Genomic DNA, 18,236 nt, shown 5'->3' with positions numbered 1-18,236 from the left:
GTCTGGCCTACGCTCGGACCATGGCATTCACCTTGCGCCAGCTCCAGGTCTTCCTCACCGTCGCCGAGACGCTGCACTTCGGACGGGCCGCCGAGCGGCTGCACATCTCCCAGCCCACGGTCAGTCAGGAGGTCGCCCGGCTGGAGCGGACGGTCGGCGTCGAGCTGTTCGACCGCAGCCGCCGCTCGGTCGTGCTGACCGAGGCGGGCGAGGTGATGGCCGCCGAGAGCGCGCGGCTGCTCGGGCAGGCCGAGGCGCTGCTGGCCCGGGTCCGGCTGCACGAGGAGTCCCGGCTGGGGACGGCCCGGATCGTCGCCTCGCCGAGCGTGGTGAACCGGCTGCTGCCCGCCGTGGTCAGCCGGGCCGAGCAGGAGCTGCCCGGCCTCGACACCACCGAACTCGCCGTCGACACCGGGCAGGTGACCGCGACCCTGGCCGCCGAGCTGGCCGACATCGGCCTCGGCCGCTTCCTCGCCGAGGCGGACGGCTACCGGCTGGAGCGGATCGCCGACGAGCCGGTCGTGGTCGCCCTCGGCCGGGACCACCCGCTGGCCGGCCGGGACAGCCTGCGCCTGGCCGAACTGCGGGACCTGCCCCTGCTGTTGTGGCCGCGCGAGCAGCACCCGCGCTACTACGACCACGTGCTCGGCCTGTGCGCGGAGCACGGCGTCGACCCACCGGTGCTGGTCAGCCCGCCGCGGATCGTCGGCTCCCGGCTCTACCTGCTCGCCCGCAACCGCGCGTTCTCGCTGGTGCCCGGCTCGATGACCGGCCACCTCACCGAGGCCGTGGCCACCGTACGGCTGGAGGGCCGGGCCGTCCTGCCGCTGGAGATGCAGTGGCGGCTGGACGACCGCCGGCCCCGGCTGGCGGCGCTGCGGGACCTGATCCGACAGGAGGCGGCGGCCCTCGAACACCACCGGCGGCGCCCGTAGCCGCTCACCCGCCACCACCCGCCACCACCCGCACCAACATCCCCGCCACGGCCGACCCTTGACGCTGACATGCCGCCACCGGAAGGATGCGCGGACCATCCACCCGGCCCGAGGCAGCGCCCCGGGCCACCCGACCCGGGGGGATCCGACCTTGGCCGTCCGCCAACTCCTCCACCGCGCCGCCCGGTTGCTCGGCGCCGCCGCCCTGGTGATCGCCGGCAGCCTCACCGCCGCCGGCCCCGCCCACGCCGACTTCGGCACCGACTACCACGACCCGGTCACCGCCACCCGCCCGCTCACCCGCCCCGACACCCGCTCCTGCACCGTCGAGGTGATGCACGAGCGGCAGTTCCGCAACGGGTACGGCAACCCGCCGGACACCCCGTACACCACCACCCTCACCCCGCCCGCCGACTGCGCCGGGCCGTGGTCCGCCGTCGTGCTCGACCTCCACGGGCAGGTCGCCGGGCGGCAGTTCGACCGGATGTTCGGCGTCCGCGTCGGCGGCGTGCAGGTCATGCTCTCCTCCACCCCGGAGCCGTCCAAGGACGGCATCGAGTGGCGGCTGGAGCACGACGTCACCCGCTACGCGCCGCTGTTCGCGGCCGGCCCGCAGCCGTTCTCCTTCGACCTCGCCAACGTCACCGACGCCACCTACACCGGCGTCTTCACGATCAGCGCGAGCCTCACCTTCTACACCGCGGACGACCGCTGGCCCGCCGCCCGCACCGCCGACCGGCTGCTCACCACCGGGCCGTTCTCGCTCAGCCAGGCCGCCCCGGCGGCCACCGGCAGCCTCACCTTCCCGCAGAACCTCGAACGCCTCACCGCCGAGGTGTACGCCCGCAGCGGCGGCGCCTGCGAGGAGTTCGCGTACGCCTCCGCGCCGGACGCCTTCGCCACCGCGAACCCCGGCGCCGGCCTCTGCGGCAAGGGCCCGTTCCGCGAGCTGCGGCTCAGCGTGGACGGCCGGATCGCGGGCGCGGTCTGGCCGTACCCGGTGATCTACACCGGCGGCTGGGACCCGCTGCTGTGGCGGCCCGTCCCCGGCATCTTCGCCTTCGACCTGCCCGCCTACCGGCTCGACCTCACCCCGTACGTCGGCCTGCTGCTGGACGGGCGCCCGCACACCCTCGGGATCGCGGTGAACGCCAGCGAGGCGCAGAGCAACGACCTGTGGACCGGCCAGGTCAACCTGTTCGCCGAGACCGACCACGGCACCGCCCGCACCACCGGCGCGCTCACCGACCACCGGGTCGCCCCGGAGGCCGCCGTCACCACGCAGCTCGCCGACCACGGCGGCGGCAGCGGCGACTGGACGGTCACCGCCGCGCGGCACGACCTCGCCCGCGGCTGGGTACAGACCTCGCACGGCCGGGTCACCACCGAGGTCCGCGACGACCTCGCGTTCAGCTCCGCCCAGCAGCTGCGCGACAGCGGCAACGACGTCACCCTGCACAACCTCGCCGACCTCACCCGCAGCACCAGCACCTGGGGCGGCGGCCCGCACCGCACCACCACCGTGCACGAGGGCGAACCGCTGGACGTCACCTACCTGGTGACCCACGACGCGGCCGGGAACACCGACCAGCGCACCGCGATGGACCTCGGCTACCACCGGGAGGCCACCACCGCGACCGGCAACCACGTCACCGAGCGCGCCACCGTCGACCACACCCTGCGGCCCACCGCCCAGCGGCACGACGGGGACCGCACCGTCCGCACCGGCAGCAGCACGGAGGACTACCGCAGCGACGGGCCCGAGGGGCCGTACCACCGGACGCTGAGCTTCGTGGACGGCTGGCCGAAGCCGTAGCAGCTCCCTCGGGGACCCGCGCACGCCAGGGGCGAAATTTATTCCGATTTGGGGAGCTTTGCCCCTGGTGCGCGCGGCCCCGGAAGCGCATGATGGGAGTGGACCTGTGAGGTAGCTGAAGGAGTTCGACCGCAGGAGGCAGTGGCGACAGATCGAGACGGATCAGGGTCTGCCGCTGGCGACTACCTCGGTCGACGATCGAACTACCGGCTGGAGGGCTGAGCGTTACGCCCGGAAGCCACCCCAACCTCACAGGTTCCGCGCGTCCACGAAGCATCCCCTCGGCTCCGTGGACGCGCTCCTGTCCGGCGTGAAAACGCTCACGTCCGGCGCGGAAGCGCGCACGTCCACTGCGGCCCGCCCCGCCGGACGGAAAGTTCGCGCCCCGCCCCCGGCGCGGTTCACCCTCACCCGGTGAGGCTGGCCGGATCGTGCCGTGTGTCAGTGGTGTGTGGCATGTTGATCGCCGAGTCGAGAGGGGGTGGGTCGGATGATCCGTGCGTACAAGTTCGTCATGCGGCCCACCGTGGGCCAAGCGCAGGCGCTCGCCGAGATGCTGCGCGACCACTGCTCGCTCTACAACGGGGCGTTGCAGGAACGCCGGGACGCCTACCGGCACGTCTCGAAGACGACCGTCCGGTACGGCGACCAGTCCGCGCAGCTCAAGGAGATCCGGGCGTTCGACCCGGAGCGGCAGGGCCGCTGGTCCTTCTCTTCTCACCAGGCGACGCTCCGCCGTCTGGACAAGGCGTTCGCTGCGTTCTTCCGCCGGGTCAAGTCCGGCGAGAAGCCCGGATACCCGCGCTTCCGAGGCGCGATGTGGTTCGACACGGTGGACTTCCCCGGGGACGGGGACGGCTGCCGTTGGAACTCCACCCCGCACGACCCGGTCACCCGCGTCCGGTTCCAGGGTGTCGGGCACGTCAAGGTCAACCAGCACAGGCCCGTGGTCGGCAAGGTCAAGACCGTGTCCGTCAAGCGCGAGGGAAAGCGCTGGTACGTCATCCTGACCGCCGAGCAGGCCGAGCCCGAGCCGCTGCCCGCGACCGGATCCGTGGTCGGCATCGACATGGGCATAGCCAACTTCCTCGCCGACTCGGGCGGCGAGTTCGTGCCCAACCCCCGACACGGCCGCAAGGCCGCCGCGAAGCTCGAAGCCGCACAGCAGGCCCTCGCCCGGTGCAAGCGGCGCAGCAATCGCCGCCGCAAGGCCGTCCGGAAGGTCGCCGACCTTCACCGCAAGGTCCGCCGTCAACGCCTCGACCACGCCCACAAGACGGCCCTCGACCTGGTCCGTTCACACGACCTGATCGCGCACGAAGACCTCAAGATCCGCAACATGGTCAAGGCCCCCGCACCGAAGCCCGACCCCGACCAGCCTGGCACCTTCCTGCCCAACGGCGCGGCGGCGAAGGCCGGGCTCAACCGATCGATCTCGGATGCCGGTTGGGGGGTGTTCCTGACGATCCTGCATGCCAAGGCTGAGAGCGCCGGACGGGAAGTGATCGCCGTGGACCCCCGCAACACCTCCCGGACCTGCCCCGGATGCGGGCACGTCGCAGCGGAGAACCGGCCCACACAGGAGACCTTCCACTGCGTTAGCTGCGGTCACTGCGCGCACGCTGACACGGTGGGAGCCATCAACGTTCTACGGGCCGGGCTGGTCCGTCGCGACGCCTGCCAGGGTTAGCGAGAAGCCCCCGGCCTCAGCCGGGGGAGGAGTCACGAACGCTTCCAGTGGACCTCGCCTCCAGCCGTCGCGCCCTGCTCGCCGATGCCACCGACCTCGGCCTCGGCGGCGCCGTCTCCCTCTCCGGACTCTCCGCCGCCCCCGCCGCCGCCTCCCCGCTGCTGTGGCAGCGGCCTGACGGCTGCGGCGCGCCGCGCGTCTGCGGGCTGCACCTGCAGTTCGGCTCGGACGCCTCGCGCGAGGTCGTGGTGTCCTGGCACATCACCGCCTCCGTCGACAACACCCGCGTGATGTGTGGACGGCGGACGGGACCGCGGGCGCGGCCGCGGGCAGGACGACCAGCGCTGATCCACCGGCGGCGGGGCGTCGGGCACGGTAGCGTTCATCCGCCCGACGCTCCCCCGGAGGCCCGATGACCGCACCGCACCGCACCCCGTCCGACCGCCGTACCGTGCCCGACCGCCGCGCGACGCCCGGCCGCCGTACCCCCTCCGACCGTCGCGCCGGGACGAACCGCCGCGCCGGGGAGGGCCGTTGAGCGGCCGCCGGCCGGCCGACTACAGCCGGCTCGCCGCCATCGGCCCGTACTTCGCCCTGGACACCTCCCCAGGCGGGCCGCCGCCGGGCTCCCGGCCGCTGCCCGAGTTGTTCGGCACCGGCCCGGACGCACCGCTGGCCGCCCGCGTCCGGGTGGTGGCGCAGCGCCTGGGCACCGCCGAGCCCCGGGTCGCGGCGTCGATCCTGCACCTCGGGCTGGCGGCCCGGTTCTGGTCGGTGGGGCTCGGGGCGGCCGCGCTGCTGGGGGTGGTGCCGACGCTGGAGCACGCCTGGGTGCGGGTCCCCGACCAGGGCCCGATCGACCTCTGGGCGCCACCGGAGGCCGAACCAATCGCCGATCCGGCCGCCGGATCGCTCGCCGACCGGCTCCACCGGGCCGTCCTGGTCGGGCAGTTGACGCCGCTGGCGGCAGCCGTCCGGGCGGCGGCCCCGCTGTCGGCGCGGCTGCTGGACGGCAACGCCGCCTCCGCGCTGGCCGGCTCGCTGCGGGTGCTGGAGGCGCACGCCCCGGGCCCGGCGCGGGACCTGGCCGCCGAGCTGCTGTCCCGCCCGCCGCTGGCGGGCACCGGCGCGCTGCGGATACTCCCGGGCGGCGGCGCGGTGTTCCGGCGGCGCAGCTGCTGCCTGTACTACCGGGTGGGGCCGGACGCCGGGGTCTGCGGGGACTGCTGCTTCACCCGGCCGCCGACGCCGGTGAAGCGGGTCGGCTGAGCCGAAGGGGCCCGCGCCCGGCCTGTCCGGAGCCGGGCGCGGGCCGCCGATCCCCACCCGGTGCCGATGCCCTGGCGCCGGGTGGGAGCACTCCCTGGACCGCGGCCTGGACCGCGGCCTGGACCGCGGCCTAGACCGCGACGGCCTCCTCCATCTCCTCCTCCGCCTCGACGGCGGTCTCCACCTCGCGGCGTCCGCGCCGCTCGTACAGCGCCGCGGCCGCGACCACGGCCCCGCCCAGCAGCAGCCAGACCACCAGGGTGGCGACGTGCCCGCCGAGGCCGGCGCCGCCGTCGAAGTACAGGATGCTGCGCGCGCCCTCCTGGAAGCCGGCGCCGGTCCAGAAGCCGTGCAGGGTGCCGAAGAACCCGTTCTGCAGCTCGGGCCGGTAGATGCCGCCGGAGGAGGTGAAGTTCAGCATCACGAACAGCACCATCATCCCGAGCGTGGTCCACCGCTTCAGGAAGCTGTGCAGGCCGATGCCGATCAGCACGATGCCCGCGGAGTAGAGCCAGCCGAGCGCCCACACGGCGGCGTGGGAGTGGTCGACGACGTGGAAGACCGGCCCGGCGGTGACGATCCCGATCACGCTGACCACCAGCGACACCGCCACGCCCACCAGCACGCGGACCCGCATCGCCAGCGCGGCCCCGGCGGCGCCGATCACCGCGACGCTGGCGTACGAGCCGATGCTCAGCGCGACCAGCAGGAAGAACAGGCCCTGGCCGGTCGGGTCGCCCTCGGCGAGCGGGGTGAGGTTGGTGACGTGCAGCGGCACGCCCTGCTTGTCCGTGACGGTGGTGAACACCGCCGTGGCGGCCACCACCGAGGTGTCCGAGTTGCCCTTGGCGACGAGCAGCTCCGGGCTCCTGGCGTCCGGCACGAAGGCGCCGACCAGCTCGCGGTCGCGCAGCTGCTGTTCGGCGGCGGCCCGGTCGGGCAGCGTCCGGACGTCGAGCGCGTCGCCCGCCTTGGCGCGGATCGCCTGGGCGAGGCCGTCCGCCTGCGGGGTGGTGCCGACCACCGCGACCTTGAGGTGGTGCGGCTCGGGCTGATGGAAGGCGCCCTGGTAGGCGAGCGCCATGCCGAGGCACATCAGCAGCGGGGTGATCAGGTGGACGGCGAGGTGCTTGAGCGAGTGCCCCAGGGTGGGCGCTGCGGCGGGGTTCCGGGGTGTGCTGCTCATGGCGGTCGTACCGTCCTCCGGTGCTCTCTCGAAACAAGGTGGCAAAACCAACCAATGAGGGTGGTAAATGCAACCATCTATGGATGTAGCTTACAACTATCCGGCACTGCGGGACAGCCCTCCCGCCCCGGCGCCCGTCAGCCCAGCTCGAACACCCCGTACGAGAACCCGTCCGCCCGCAGCTCGCCGTCCGCCACCCGCACCCCCTGCGCCTCCAGCGGCCGGACGGCTCCGCCGCCCTCCGGCAGCCGCACCGCGCCCGGCTCCCGGCGCGGGTTCACCGCCACCAGGTACCGCCCGTCCCGGGTGTACACCAGCGGGTACCCGGCGTGCCGGACGTCCACCGAGCCGGCGGAGCCCAGCCCCGGGTGCGCCCGGCGCAGCGCGATCAGGCGGCGAACGGTGTGCAGCAGCGAGGTCGGGTCGGCGCGCTGGGAGAGCACGTCCGGGCGGTGCGGGTCCGGGTCGACCGGCAGGTACAGCCGCTCGGCCGGGGCGGCGGAGAAGCCGGCGGTCGGGCCGGGCGCCCACTGCATCGGGGTGCGCGAGCCGGCCCGGTTGAAGCGCGGGCCGAGCACGCTGCCCTCGACGTCCGGCAGCCCGGGCAGGTAGCGCATGCCGATCTCGTCGCCGTAGTAGATCGCCGGCAGGGTCGGCCAGGTGAGCAGGAAGGCGAAGGCGGGGGCCAGTTGCTCGGCGGTGCGCGGGCCGGTGGCGAGCCGGGAGAAGTCGTGGTTGGCGGTGGGCAGCACGATCTGCCCGTCGCCGCTGGTGAGTTCGGCCGCCGAGCGCCAGGCGTCCAGGAAGGGCTGCGGGGTGCCGCGCCCCTCGGCCTCGAAGTAGCAGGCGTCCTGGCGCCAGAACTCCTCGACCGTCCCGCCGTTGTTGTTCCACAGCGAGCGCAGCGGCAGGCCGTGGTCGGCGCCGCCGAAGTGCAGGAAGAAGTCGGCGTGGAAGCCGGCGGCGACGGCGGCGGCCGGGTCGCCCCACTCGGCGAACAGCGCCGCCTCGGGGTGGGTGCGGTCCAGCCAGTCGCGGGTCTCGGTCCAGAGCTTGGCGGTCTCCGCCTTGTCCGGGTCGTCCTTGACCAGCGAGTACGCCATGTCGACCCGGAAGCCGGCCACGCCGAGGCCGAGCCAGTGCGCCATGATCCCGCGCAGCGCGGCCCGGTTGGCGCGCGGGCCCTCGGCGTCCACCGGCTGGCGCCAGGGCTCCTCCGAACTGCTGCGCGCGTAGCCGAAGTTGAGCGCGGGCTGGCAGTCGAAGAAGTTCGGCCGGTACCAGCCGGGGCGGGCACCGGGCGAGGCGACGAAGCCGTCCACCTGCCGGTCGGACCAGATGTACCGGTGGTCGGACGGGTCCTCGGCGGAGGCCAGGAACCAGGGGTGGCGGTCGGAGGTGTGGCCGGCGACGAGGTCCAGCAGCACCCGGATGCCCCGGCCGCGGGCGGCCTCGACCAGCGCGACCAGGCCTTCGGTGTCGCCGTAGCGCGGGGCGGCGGCGAGGTAGTCGGTGATGTCGTAGCCCGCGTCGCGGAACGGCGAGGCGAAGCAGGGGTTGAGCCAGACCGTGTCGACGCCGAGCCAGGCGAGGTGGTCCAGGTGCTCGGCGATGCCCGCGAAGTCGCCGATGCCGTCGCCGTCCGAGTCCGCGAAGCTCTGCGGGTAGATCTGGTAGAGGACGGCGTCGGCGAGCCAGTGGGGGCCGGGGCGGGTCGAGGTCATGGGGTGGGTCCTCCTGCCGGGTCCTGGGCCTGGGGGCTGAAGCTCGGGGCTGAGCCGGATGCCCCCGATTCTCGTCCAATCCCGCCCACCCCGACAGTCCGCCGCCCAAGCGACAGGCCCGCCTACTCCCGAACCGCGCAGGCCGCCGTGAACGCCCGGGCCCGCCGGGTGATCTCCGCCCAGTCCCCCGCCGCCACCGCCTCCGGCGGCACCACGTCCGTGCCCGCGCACACGGCGAGCGCGCCCTGCCGCAGGAACTCGGCCGCGTTGCCCGCGTTCACCCCGCCCGAGGCGACCAGCGGCACCTGCGGGTACGGGCCGCGCAGGTCCTTGAAGTAGCCGGGGCCGAAGGCCCGGGCGGGGAAGATCTTCACGGCGGCGGCCCCGAGGTCCACCGCGTGCGCCACCTCGGTCGGGGTGAGCGCCCCGAGCACCACCGGCACCCCGGCGGCCCGTGCCGCCCGCGCCACCTCGGGCCGGCAGCCGGGCGTGACCAGGAAGGACGCCCCGGCGGCGATCCCGCGCTCGGCCTGCTCGGCGGTGAGCACCGTCCCGACGCCGACCCGCCGGCCGGCCTGCGCGGCCCGCTCCAGATGGGTCGTCACATCCGGTGTGGTGAAGGTGAGTTCGGTGAAGCCGATGCCGCCTTCGGCGAGCGCGGCGCACAGCGCGGCGGCGTCCGGTATCCGGGGCGCACGGACCACCGCGATCACCGGCCCGGTACCGGCCCGCAGCTCGGCCCGGAAGTCGGCCGAAGTCCCCTGCTCGGACGGCGCATTGACGGGCGGCGCATTGACAGGCGACGAACGGACAGGCGACGAACGGACAGGCGGAGCGTTCACAGGGCCATGACCCCTCGGTCGGTGCGGCGCAGGGCGCGCCCCGGGCGGGCGCCCGTGGTGCGGCCCTGCCGGACGACGGCGATGCCGTTGACGTACACGTACGCGATGCCCTCGGCGGGCAGCCGGGGGTGTTCGAAGGTCGCGGCGTCCCGGACCAGGTCCGGGTCGAAGAGCACCAGGTCCGCGTGGTGCCCGGGGGCGATCCGGCCGCGCCCGTGCAGCCCCAGCCGGGCGGCCGGGCGGCCGGTCATCCGGGCGACCGCCTCCTCCAGCGTCAGCACGCCCGACTCCCGGCTGTAGCGGCCGAGGTAGCGGGGGAAGGTGCCCCAGGCGCGCGGGTGCGGGCGGGCACCGACGAGCAGGCCGTCGCTGCCCGCGGTGTGCGCGGGGTGCCGCATGATCGCGCGGACGTTCTCCTCGTGCCCGACGTGCTGCAGGATCGTGGTGGCCAACTCGTCCCGGACCAGCAGGTCGAGGAAGACCTCGGTGCCGCCGCGCCCCTGCTCGGCGGCGAGTTCGGCGACGGTCCGACCGACCGCGCCCGCCAGCTCCGCCGAACCCACCCCGGACACCTGGACGGTGGCCCAGTCGGCGACGACGCCGTGGCAGCCGTCGCTGCCCCGCTCCTCCATCGCGTACCGGATCCGCTCGCGCACCGCCGGGTCGGCGAGCCGGGCCAGGGTCGCCGCCGGCCCGCCCTCGCCCGCCCAACTGGGCAGCAGGGCGGCCAGGGTGGTGGAGCCGGGCAGGTACGGGTAGCTGTCCAGGGTGAGGTCGACGCCCTCGGCGAGCGCCGCGTCGACCAGCGCCAGCAGCTCTCCGGCCCGGCCCCGGTTGACACCGAAGTTCATCGTGGCGTGGGTCAGGTGCAGCCCGCAGCCGGACCGCCGGGCGATCTCCACCATCTCCGCGTAGCCGGCCAACGCGCCCTCGCCGTACGAGCGCTGGTGCGGCGCGTGGAAGCCCCCGTAGGCCGCGACGACGGTGCACAGGTCGACCAGTTCGGCGGTGTCCGCGTACATCCCCGGCGTGTAGCTGAGGCCGCTGGACATGCCGACCGCGCCGTCCAGCAGCCCCTGCGCCAAGTGCTGGCGCATCCGGTCGAGTTCGGCCGGGCTCGGCGCCCGGTCGGCCCAGCCCATGGCGAGCATCCGCAGCGTTCCGTGCGGGACGAGGTAGCAGGCGTTGACGGCCGGCCCGGTGCGGTCGAGCCGGTCCAGGTAGCCGGCGACCCCGCGCCAGTCCCAGTCGAAGCCCGCCGGATCGCCGTTCCAGCCCGCCAGTTGACGGCGCAGCGCGGGCAGCGTGGTGTCGTCCACCGGGGCGTACGAGAGGCCGTCCTGGCCGAGCACCTCGCAGGTGACGCCCTGGGTGACCTTGGCCGGGTGCTCGGGTTCGAGGAGCAGTGCGAGGTCGGAGTGGGCGTGCATGTCGATGAACCCGGGGGCGAGGACGAGCCCGTCCGCGTCCACCACGGACGGCCCGCCCAGCCCCGACCCGATCTCGGCGATCAGGCCGCCCGCGATCCGCACGTCGGCCCGGCGGCGCGGCGCCCCGGTGCCGTCGACGACCGTCGCGCCCTTGAAGACGGTGTCCTCCCCGACACCCGCGCCGATTCTCTCCCCGTCCGCCATCAGAAGAACGTCCTGACCAGGCCGGTGACCTTCGGCTCGGCGGCGTCGGCGCTGTCCAGCACCGGGATCGCCGTCCACTTGTCGAAGGCCGTGCACGGGTGCGAGACGCCGAGCCGCAGCACCGCGCCGACCGGCGCGAGGTCGCCGGCGTCGCGCAGGAAGGCGTGCTGGTCGTTGAGGGCGGTGATCCGGGCCGTCGTCCCGGTCAACTCGGCTCCGCCGCGCACCTGTTGCGGTTCGGGCAGGCCCTCGTCGAAGGGCAGGTCGCGCTTGCCGGCGTCCAGCAGCGCGAGTTGCGGTTCGGGCCGGGAGGCCACCCGGGCCCAGCCGTGCAGCGCGCTGCGCAGCGGCGCCCGTCCGGTGCCGCGGGCGAACGGCGAGACGCCGCGGTAGAAGCCGTCGTCGTGGGCGAGGTAGGCGCCGGAGCGGAGCACCACCAGGGCCTCCGGCAGGCCGGCCGTCTCCTCGACGACCAGGTCGAAGTAGGCGCTGCCGCCGGCGGTGACGACCGGTGGCGCGTCGTCGGGGTAGGCGCGGGCGAGCCGGCCGTGGAGTTCGCCGAGGGACGTGAGGTAGCCGCGGACGGCGGCGAGCGCGTCCGGTTCGGCGTCGTGGGCGAGCGCGCCCTCGTAGCCGCCGACGCCCGCGAGCCGCAGGGTGGGGGCGCGCAGGACGGCGGCGGCGATCTCGACGGCCGCGTCGACGCCCCGGGCGCCGGTCCGCCCGCCGGGGCCGCCGAGTTCGACCAGCACCTCGACCGGCCGTTCGGCGCCGGCGGCGCGCAGCGCCTCGTCCATCAGCCGCACGCTCTCGGTGGAGTCGACCCAGGAGACGAAGGCGAAGGCCGGGTCGGCGGCGAGTTCGGCGGCGAGCCAGGCCAGCCCGGCCGGGTCGAGCAGGGTGTTGGCGAGCAGGATGCGCCGCACCCCGAAGGCCCGGGCGACGCGCACCTGCGGGAGGTTGGCGAGGGTGATGCCGTGGGCGCCGGCGGCCAGTTGGGCCTGCCAGAGGGCAGGGGCCATGGTGGTCTTGCCGTGCGGGGCGAGCGCGACGCCGGCGGAGGCGCACCAGTCGGCCATGGTGCGCAGGTTGTGGTCGAGGGCGGCGGCGTCGAGGGTGAGCAGCGGGGTGCCGAGGTCGCCGAGGGTCGGCCCGGTGGCGAGCCAGTCCCGGACGGTGTGCCCCCAGGACTGCGGCGGAGCGGCCTTGAACCGCCAGTCCAGGGTCTCGTCGGCGAGGGCGGCCACCGCACCCTCGGCGATGCCGGGTCCGGGGACGCTCCTTGCGAAAGTCTGCTCCACCGTCTTCTCTCCCTCGTGCGTGTTGCAACATGTGCAACGCTGGTTGCACATGCTGGCATCATGGTTCTAGCATCGGCGCCGGATCACGGTCAACGGACCGTGCACCGGCTCACCGACCGGCACGTGACGCGCCGACGCCGGTCGGTCCTTGATCAACGCCTCGACCGGCGCGGGAGGTTCAGCCGGTCCCGGCGCCGAAGCGCCGCAGACGAGGAGCCCCGCAGATGCCGAGCCACGACACCCCCGCCCCGCCCCGCCCCGGCCCTCCCCCGGCCGCGGTGTGCGTGGGCGAGTCGATGGCCGTCCTGCTCCCCGACCGCCCCGGCCCGCTGGAGGCCGTGGAGACCTTCCGGCTGTCCGTGGGCGGCGCCGAGTCCAACGTGGCCGGCGCACTGGCCGCCCTCGGCGTGCCCGCCGCCTGGATCAGCCGCGTCGGCGACGACGGCTTCGGCCGCCGCCTGCTCGCCGAACTGGCCGCCCGCGGCGTCGACGTCTCCGCCGTCTCCGTCGACCCGCACCGCCCGACCGGCCTCTACCTCAAGGAGGTCGGCGGCGCCACCGGCCACCGCCACGACCTCGGCCCCGGCCGCAGCCGCCTGCACTACCACCGCCGCGGCTCCGCCGCCGCCGCGCTCTCCCCCGCCCTGCTCGCCGACCCGGCCACCGCCCGACTGCTCGCCGGGGCCAGGCTGCTGCACCTCTCGGGCATCACCGCCGCCCTCTCCGACGACTGCCTGGCCCTGCTGCGCGCCCTGCTCGCCGAGCGCCGGCCCGGACGGCTGGTCAGCTTCGACCTCAACTGGCGCCCGGCGCTGTGGCGCGACCGCGACCCGGCCGTGCTGCCGCCGCTGCTGGACGCCGCCGACGTCCTGCTGCTCGGCGCCGACGAGGCGCGGGACGCCTTCGGCACCGGCGACCCCGCCACCCTGCGCCGCCGTTTCCCCACCCCCGCGACCGTCGTCGTCAAGGACGCCGCCCGCCAGGTCACCGCCCTGGACCGGGACGGCACGGCGGTCACCGAACCCGCCCTCGCCGTCGACGTGGTCGAGGCCACCGGCGCGGGCGACGCCTTCGCCGCCGGCTACCTGGCCGGCACCCTCCGCGGCCTCGACCAGCGCGGACGGCTACGGCTCGGCCACCTCAGCGCTGCCTGCGCCCTGACCGCCCCCGGCGACCAGGCCGAGCTGCCGCCCGCCCCCGTCGCGGCCGCCCTGCTCGCCGCCTCCGCCGCGGACTGGGCCGCCACCCGCGTCACCGCCGACGGCATCACCTCCCCCGCCCTACCCGACGCCGAACACTCCCCGCGCCCGGGCACAATGAGCGGCATCCCCGACCCCCGGAGCCGAGCCCGATGAGCCAGACCGTCACCCGCGCCCTGCGCATCCTCGCCCAACTCGGGGAGGGCGAGCGCTCCCTCGACCAGCTCGCCGAGGTGCTCGGCGTCCACAAGACGACCGTGCTGCGCCTGCTCCAGAGCCTGGAGGAGGAACGGTTCGTCTACCGCGACGCCGCCTACCGCTACCACCTGGGCGCCGGCCTGTTCGCCCTCTCCGGCCTCGCCCTGGAGCAGCGCGGCATCCGCCGCATCGCCGCCCCGCACCTGGCCGAACTCAACGCCGCCACCGGCCAGACCGTCCACCTGGCCGCGTACGAGGGCGGCGAGGTCGTCTACATCGACAAGTTCGACTCCCGCCACCCGGTCAGGATGTACTCCCGGATCGGCCTGCGCGCCGCCCTGCACAGCGCCGCCGTCTCCAAGGTCCTGCTCGCCGACCTGCCACTGCCCGAACGCCGCCGGGTGGTGGCCGGCATCGACTTCACCCCCCACACCCCGCGCACCCTCACCACCCCCGAGGCGCTGCTCACCGAGCTGGAGCAGGTCGCCGCCCAGGGCTGGGCGCAGGACCACGCCGAGCACGAGGCGTTCATCAACTGCGTGGCCGCCCCGATCCGCGACGCCACCGGACGGGTCGTCGCCGCGGCCTCCCTCTCCGTGCCGGACGTCGTCCTCCCGTACGAGCAGGTGCTGGATCTGCTTCCCCAGTTGCTCGCCACCACCCGCGCCGTCTCCGCCGACTGCGGCCGCCCCGACCAGACCTGACGCACCATCACTTCACGAAGCAGCCAAGGAGCCCCATGTCCGACAAGGTCGAGATCCGCACCGACGGCGCCCCCGCCCCGGCCTGGATGTTCTCCCAGGGCGTCCGCAAGGGCCCGATCCTCCAGGTCTCCGGCCAGGGCCCGCAGGACCCGGCCACCGGCGAGTACCTCCACCCCGGCGACGTGAAGGCGCAGACCCGCCGCACCCTGGAGAACGTCAAGGCCATCGTCGAGGCCGGCGGCGCGACCATCGAGGACGTGGTGATGTTCCGCGTCTACCTCACCAAGCGCGCCGACTTCCCCCTGATGAACGAGGTCTACGCCGCGTTCATCGACGAGAACATCGAGCCCGGCGGCGTGAAGCCCTGCCGCACCACCGTCTTCGTCGAACTCCCCCAGGAGCCCATGCTGGTCGAGATCGACGCCCAGGCCGTCATCTCCTGAGCCCACCCGATCTCCCGCCCCCACCCGATCTCCCGACCCCACCCCCGAAGGGCCCGGGCGCACACGCCGCCCGGGCCCTTCGGCGCGCCCCCACACCCACTTGCCACACCCCCACGCGGACATTAGGTTAGGCTCACCTAACTTACTGGAGGTCCGCCATGACCCTGCCCGCCGGCGACGCCGAGGCGCCCGAGCCCACCACCGCCGAACGGGCCCTCAGCCTGCTCGACACGGCCTCCTCGCTCACCGTCCGCGCCCTCGGCGAGCAGCACGACCTGGACACCCCGATCAGCGTGCACGGCTCCCGCCTGCGGCTGTGGGCCCCGCTGGACGCCCCGCTCACCTCGGCCGCCGCCCGGGCCACCGGCGGCCTCGCCGTCGTCCTGGACGTCACCGACGTCGCCCCGGTCGCCGTCCGCGACCGCATCCGCGCCCGCCTCACCCTGGCCGGGCGACTGCACCTGGCCCACCTCGCCGACAACGGCCTCGGCGTCCACCTGCGCGTCGACGTCGCCCACGCCGTCCTCGCCACCCCGTACGGCACCGGCGCGCTCACCGCCGCCGACCTCGCCCTCGCCGCCCCCGACCCGCTGGCCCGCCACGAGGCCGCGCTGCTCACCCACTTCGCCGACGAGCACCCCGACGCCCTCACCGTCCTCACCCGCCTGCTCGACCCGGCCCTGCTCGCCCGCCACCCCGAGGTCCGCCCGTTCGCCCTGGACCGCCACGGCCTGGTGCTGCGCCTGGACCACCCGGACGGCCACCGCGACGTCCGCCTGGTCTTCCCCCAACCCGCCCGCGACACCGAGGACTTCGGCCACCGGATGCACGAGCTGCTCACCGCGGCCGAGTACGGCCTGCCGACCCGCCACCGGTAGTCACCGCTCGACGGCGTCCTCCAGCACGATCCGCCCCAGCCGCGCGTACAGCTCCGGCCGCCGCCACCGCACCGCGAGCGCCAGCCCGATCCCGCCCAGGAACACCCCGACCACCAGGTACGGGATCAGCCGGAACAGCAGGGTGCCCGCCGCGACCCCGGCCGCCGCGCCCCGGTTGAGCACCAGCAGCACCAGCGCCACCCCGAGCACCTTCGCCGTCAGGTGCAGGTCGAACCAGGCCGTCACCCCGATCGCCGCCAGCCCGAACAGCGCGTACCAGCCCCAGCCGAGCTCCACCCCCAGCTGAGCACGCACCAGCCCGCGCAGCGCGTAGGCGAAGAAGCCGAGCACCGAGGCCTCGAACACGATGTACGCCAGCACCGCGAGCAGCCCGGAGGCCATCCCGACGACCCGGCCGAGCCCGTGCGAGACGTAGCCGTAGAACGCGCCGGCGGCCGTGATGTGCCGGGCCATCGCCACGTACCCGACCGAGAACACGGTGAGCACCGCGGTCGCCACGACGTACGCGGCGGGCGCGCCGACCCCGTTGCCCTGCCCGACGACGATCGGCAGGTTCCCCGTCATCGCGGTGATCGGGGCGGCCGTGGCGACGGCCATGAACACCACGCCCGGCAGGCCGACCGAATCGGCCTTCAACCGGTCGATCCCGCGTGCCCCGCCGACCGCGCCCGACCCGCCGACCGCGTCCATACCCCGTACGGCCATCCGGCCTCCTCGTCCGCCCGGCCCGCCCGCCCGCCGGACCGGGCCGGGCACTGACGACCGACAGCATCGGCGCGCCGCCGAACGCCTCGCAAGCCGCGCCGCACCGAAGTTGACGCCGCGTTCGAGAGCCGGCCGGCCCCGCGAACGCGAAAGCGGCCGGCCCGGCCACGCGAGGAAAGTCTCGCGAGGCCGGGCCGGCCTGGGCGTGTCCCGCGCCCATGTCCACCGGTGCAGCGGTCATCCGGTCGAGCGGTCACCCGACATGACCATCCCGGAGGGCCGATTCGCCCCGCACCGGCGGTGGTTCCTGAACCCGGAGGGGTTACAGCGCGACGCCGTGCGCCCGCAGGTAGGCGACCGGGTCGATGTCCGAGCCGTACTCCGGACCGGTGCGGATCTCGAAGTGCAGGTGCGGGCCGGTCACGTTGCCGGTCGCACCGGACAGGCCGAGCTGCTGGCCGACGGTGACGGTCTGACCGATCTTCACGCCGATGACGGACAGGTGCGCGTACTGCGCGTAGTGGCCGTCGGCGAGCTTGATCTCGACCTCGTTGCCGTAGGCGCCGCCGTTGCCGGCCTTGACCACGACACCGTTGGCGACCGCGCGCAGCGGGGTGCCGGTGGAGGCGACGAAGTCCTGGCCGGTGTGGTGGCCGGAGGCCCACATCGAGCCGGCGACGCCGTAGGCCTCGCCGAGCACCGGGTTGGCCAGCGGCGCGACAAAGCCGGAGGTGGCGGCGACCGGGGCGGCGGTGACGGCCTGCGCCGGGGCGGCGACCTGAGCCTGGGTCTGCAGCTGGGCGCCCGGCTTGGCGTTCTCGGTGGTGACCTGGAGGTCGCCCTGCGGCGCGGCGGCGGGCTTCTGGGCCGGCGCGGCCGGCTTCTCGGCCGGAGCGGCCGGGGCAGCGGGAGCGGCCGGGGCGGCCGGAGCGGCCGGAGCCGCGGCGTGGCCGGCGACGACGAGCTGCTGGCCCGGGAAGATCAGGTTCGGGTTGGCACCGACGACCGCGTGGTTGCGCTCGTACAGCGCCTGCCAGCCGCCCTGGACGTGCTTGGCGTCGGCGATCTTCGACAGGGTGTCACCGCTGACGACCCGGTAGCTCTCGTCCGCGGAGGCGGAAGCGGCGGCCGGGGCGGCCGGCTTGGCGTCAGCGACGGCGGCAGCGGCAGCAGCCGGGGCGGTGTGCGCGGTGTGGGCCTGGGCGCTCACCACGGTGACCAGCGGGAGGGCGAAGGAGACCCCGGTGACCGCGGTGGCGATGCCGATCCGGGCGGCGCGGGGCAGGGTGATACGACGAGCCTGAGCAGGCATGGAAGTTTCCTCTCCGACGCCTGCGAGGTGAGCTGTCGGGTTCGGGCTGGAGTTGCCCGGCCACAAGTGCGGCTTCACCCCAAGCCGGTCCTGGCCGTCCGCGCGTCGAACACGCGGACACCGGTCCGGCGACTTACCTGTGGGTCCCCCGCTCCTGCCGTACAGAGTTCAGTGCGAGCCACCGGGCAGCGGCAGGACTCGGCGTTCCACCCGGCGGATCCGTCCGGGCTGGCCGGTCGGTCGCTGAACTAAAACCCATCCGTTCGGGTGAAGCAATGTCGATCTCCCGAACGGCGGGCGGCCGCCTCGCCCGCGGTGACCCTCCGCATGACTCACCACACCGTGCGTGCACAATCCATTCACCGGGCGCCACTGATCC

Annotated in this window: 16 protein-coding genes and 1 riboswitch; of the genes, 9 read left to right on the top strand and 7 right to left on the bottom strand. The window is 74.6% G+C overall.

Going from position 1 to position 18,236, the window contains the following annotated elements; genetic code table 11:
- Nucleotides 1-20: 20 nt before the first annotated feature.
- The 5 genes from VM95_RS18145 (at nucleotide 21) to VM95_RS18125 (ending at nucleotide 5,710) form a co-directional block, all read left to right on the top strand.
- Nucleotides 21-935, top strand: a complete 915-nt coding sequence (locus VM95_RS18145) for a LysR family transcriptional regulator (RefSeq protein ID WP_078860085.1) — start codon at nucleotides 21-23, stop codon at nucleotides 933-935.
- Between the two features lie 151 nt (nucleotides 936-1,086).
- Nucleotides 1,087-2,751 carry a peptide-N4-asparagine amidase gene (locus VM95_RS18140; RefSeq protein ID WP_052707430.1) on the top strand — a complete coding sequence of 555 codons (1,665 nt, stop codon included), beginning with the start codon at nucleotides 1,087-1,089 and terminating at the stop codon, nucleotides 2,749-2,751.
- Between the two features lie 490 nt (nucleotides 2,752-3,241).
- A complete protein-coding gene (locus tag VM95_RS18135; protein WP_045697985.1) occupies nucleotides 3,242-4,441 on the top strand; it encodes an RNA-guided endonuclease InsQ/TnpB family protein in 1,200 nt (399 codons plus the stop codon).
- A 47-nt stretch (nucleotides 4,442-4,488) separates the two neighbouring features.
- Nucleotides 4,489-4,857: a fibronectin type III domain-containing protein gene (locus VM95_RS18130; protein ID WP_045697984.1), complete on the top strand. Its 369-nt coding sequence runs from the start codon at nucleotides 4,489-4,491 to the stop codon at nucleotides 4,855-4,857.
- Nucleotides 4,858-4,975: 118 nt separating this feature from the next.
- Nucleotides 4,976-5,710, top strand: coding sequence for a (2Fe-2S)-binding protein (locus VM95_RS18125; RefSeq protein WP_045697983.1), 735 nt, complete (start codon nucleotides 4,976-4,978; stop codon nucleotides 5,708-5,710).
- Between the two features lie 130 nt (nucleotides 5,711-5,840).
- On the opposite strand, the gene VM95_RS18120 is transcribed toward VM95_RS18125, so the two are convergent.
- From VM95_RS18120 to VM95_RS18100, 5 genes are all read right to left on the bottom strand, one after another.
- The gene (locus VM95_RS18120) at nucleotides 5,841-6,896 is read right to left on the bottom strand and encodes a membrane protein (RefSeq protein WP_045697982.1); all 1,056 of its coding nucleotides are present in this window, start codon (nucleotides 6,894-6,896) and stop codon (nucleotides 5,841-5,843) included.
- A gap of 137 nt (nucleotides 6,897-7,033) precedes the next feature.
- On the bottom strand, nucleotides 7,034-8,620 hold the full coding sequence (locus VM95_RS18115) for an alpha-amylase family glycosyl hydrolase (protein ID WP_045697981.1): 1,587 nt from the start codon (nucleotides 8,618-8,620) through the stop codon (nucleotides 7,034-7,036).
- A 122-nt stretch (nucleotides 8,621-8,742) separates the two neighbouring features.
- Nucleotides 8,743-9,333 carry a bifunctional 4-hydroxy-2-oxoglutarate aldolase/2-dehydro-3-deoxy-phosphogluconate aldolase gene (locus tag VM95_RS18110; protein WP_279616832.1) on the bottom strand — a complete coding sequence of 197 codons (591 nt, stop codon included), beginning with the start codon at nucleotides 9,331-9,333 and terminating at the stop codon, nucleotides 8,743-8,745.
- Nucleotides 9,334-9,458: 125 nt separating this feature from the next.
- Nucleotides 9,459-11,096 (bottom strand): N-acyl-D-amino-acid deacylase family protein, encoded by a 1,638-nt coding sequence (locus tag VM95_RS18105; RefSeq protein ID WP_045697979.1) that lies wholly within the window; start codon nucleotides 11,094-11,096, stop codon nucleotides 9,459-9,461.
- Nucleotides 11,096-12,397 (bottom strand): alanine racemase, encoded by a 1,302-nt coding sequence (locus VM95_RS18100; RefSeq protein ID WP_244178829.1) that lies wholly within the window; start codon nucleotides 12,395-12,397, stop codon nucleotides 11,096-11,098. The genes VM95_RS18105 and VM95_RS18100 overlap by 1 nt, the downstream gene beginning before the upstream one ends.
- A gap of 224 nt (nucleotides 12,398-12,621) precedes the next feature.
- Between VM95_RS18100 and VM95_RS18095 the strand changes: the two genes are divergently transcribed.
- From VM95_RS18095 to VM95_RS18080, 4 genes are all read left to right on the top strand, one after another.
- Nucleotides 12,622-13,752, top strand: a complete 1,131-nt coding sequence (locus VM95_RS18095; RefSeq protein ID WP_078860081.1) for a sugar kinase — start codon at nucleotides 12,622-12,624, stop codon at nucleotides 13,750-13,752.
- Nucleotides 13,749-14,498: an IclR family transcriptional regulator gene (locus tag VM95_RS18090; protein WP_045697977.1), complete on the top strand. Its 750-nt coding sequence runs from the start codon at nucleotides 13,749-13,751 to the stop codon at nucleotides 14,496-14,498. Before VM95_RS18095 ends, VM95_RS18090 begins: the two co-directional genes overlap by 4 nt.
- 35 nt (nucleotides 14,499-14,533) lie before the next feature.
- On the top strand, nucleotides 14,534-14,941 hold the full coding sequence (locus VM95_RS18085) for a RidA family protein (RefSeq protein WP_045697975.1): 408 nt from the start codon (nucleotides 14,534-14,536) through the stop codon (nucleotides 14,939-14,941).
- Nucleotides 14,942-15,099: 158 nt separating this feature from the next.
- Entirely contained in the window at nucleotides 15,100-15,819 is a 720-nt protein-coding gene (locus VM95_RS18080; RefSeq protein WP_045697973.1) for a DUF2470 domain-containing protein, read from the top strand.
- On the opposite strand, the gene VM95_RS18075 is transcribed toward VM95_RS18080, so the two are convergent.
- Together VM95_RS18075 and VM95_RS18070 are read right to left on the bottom strand one after the other, a co-directional pair.
- Nucleotides 15,820-16,545, bottom strand: a complete 726-nt coding sequence (locus VM95_RS18075; protein WP_157882137.1) for an APC family permease — start codon at nucleotides 16,543-16,545, stop codon at nucleotides 15,820-15,822. It lies immediately after the preceding gene.
- Nucleotides 16,546-16,867: 322 nt separating this feature from the next.
- On the bottom strand, nucleotides 16,868-17,857 hold the full coding sequence (locus VM95_RS18070; protein ID WP_045697971.1) for a M23 family metallopeptidase: 990 nt from the start codon (nucleotides 17,855-17,857) through the stop codon (nucleotides 16,868-16,870).
- A gap of 2 nt (nucleotides 17,858-17,859) precedes the next feature.
- Nucleotides 17,860-18,041, bottom strand: a riboswitch (cyclic di-AMP (ydaO/yuaA leader).
- Nucleotides 18,042-18,236: the final 195 nt, after the last annotated feature.

This window comes from Streptomyces rubellomurinus (genome assembly GCF_000961885.1).
Lineage (GTDB): Bacteria > Actinomycetota > Actinomycetes > Streptomycetales > Streptomycetaceae > Kitasatospora > Kitasatospora rubellomurina.
This window is presented reverse-complemented; position numbering and strand designations above follow the sequence as displayed.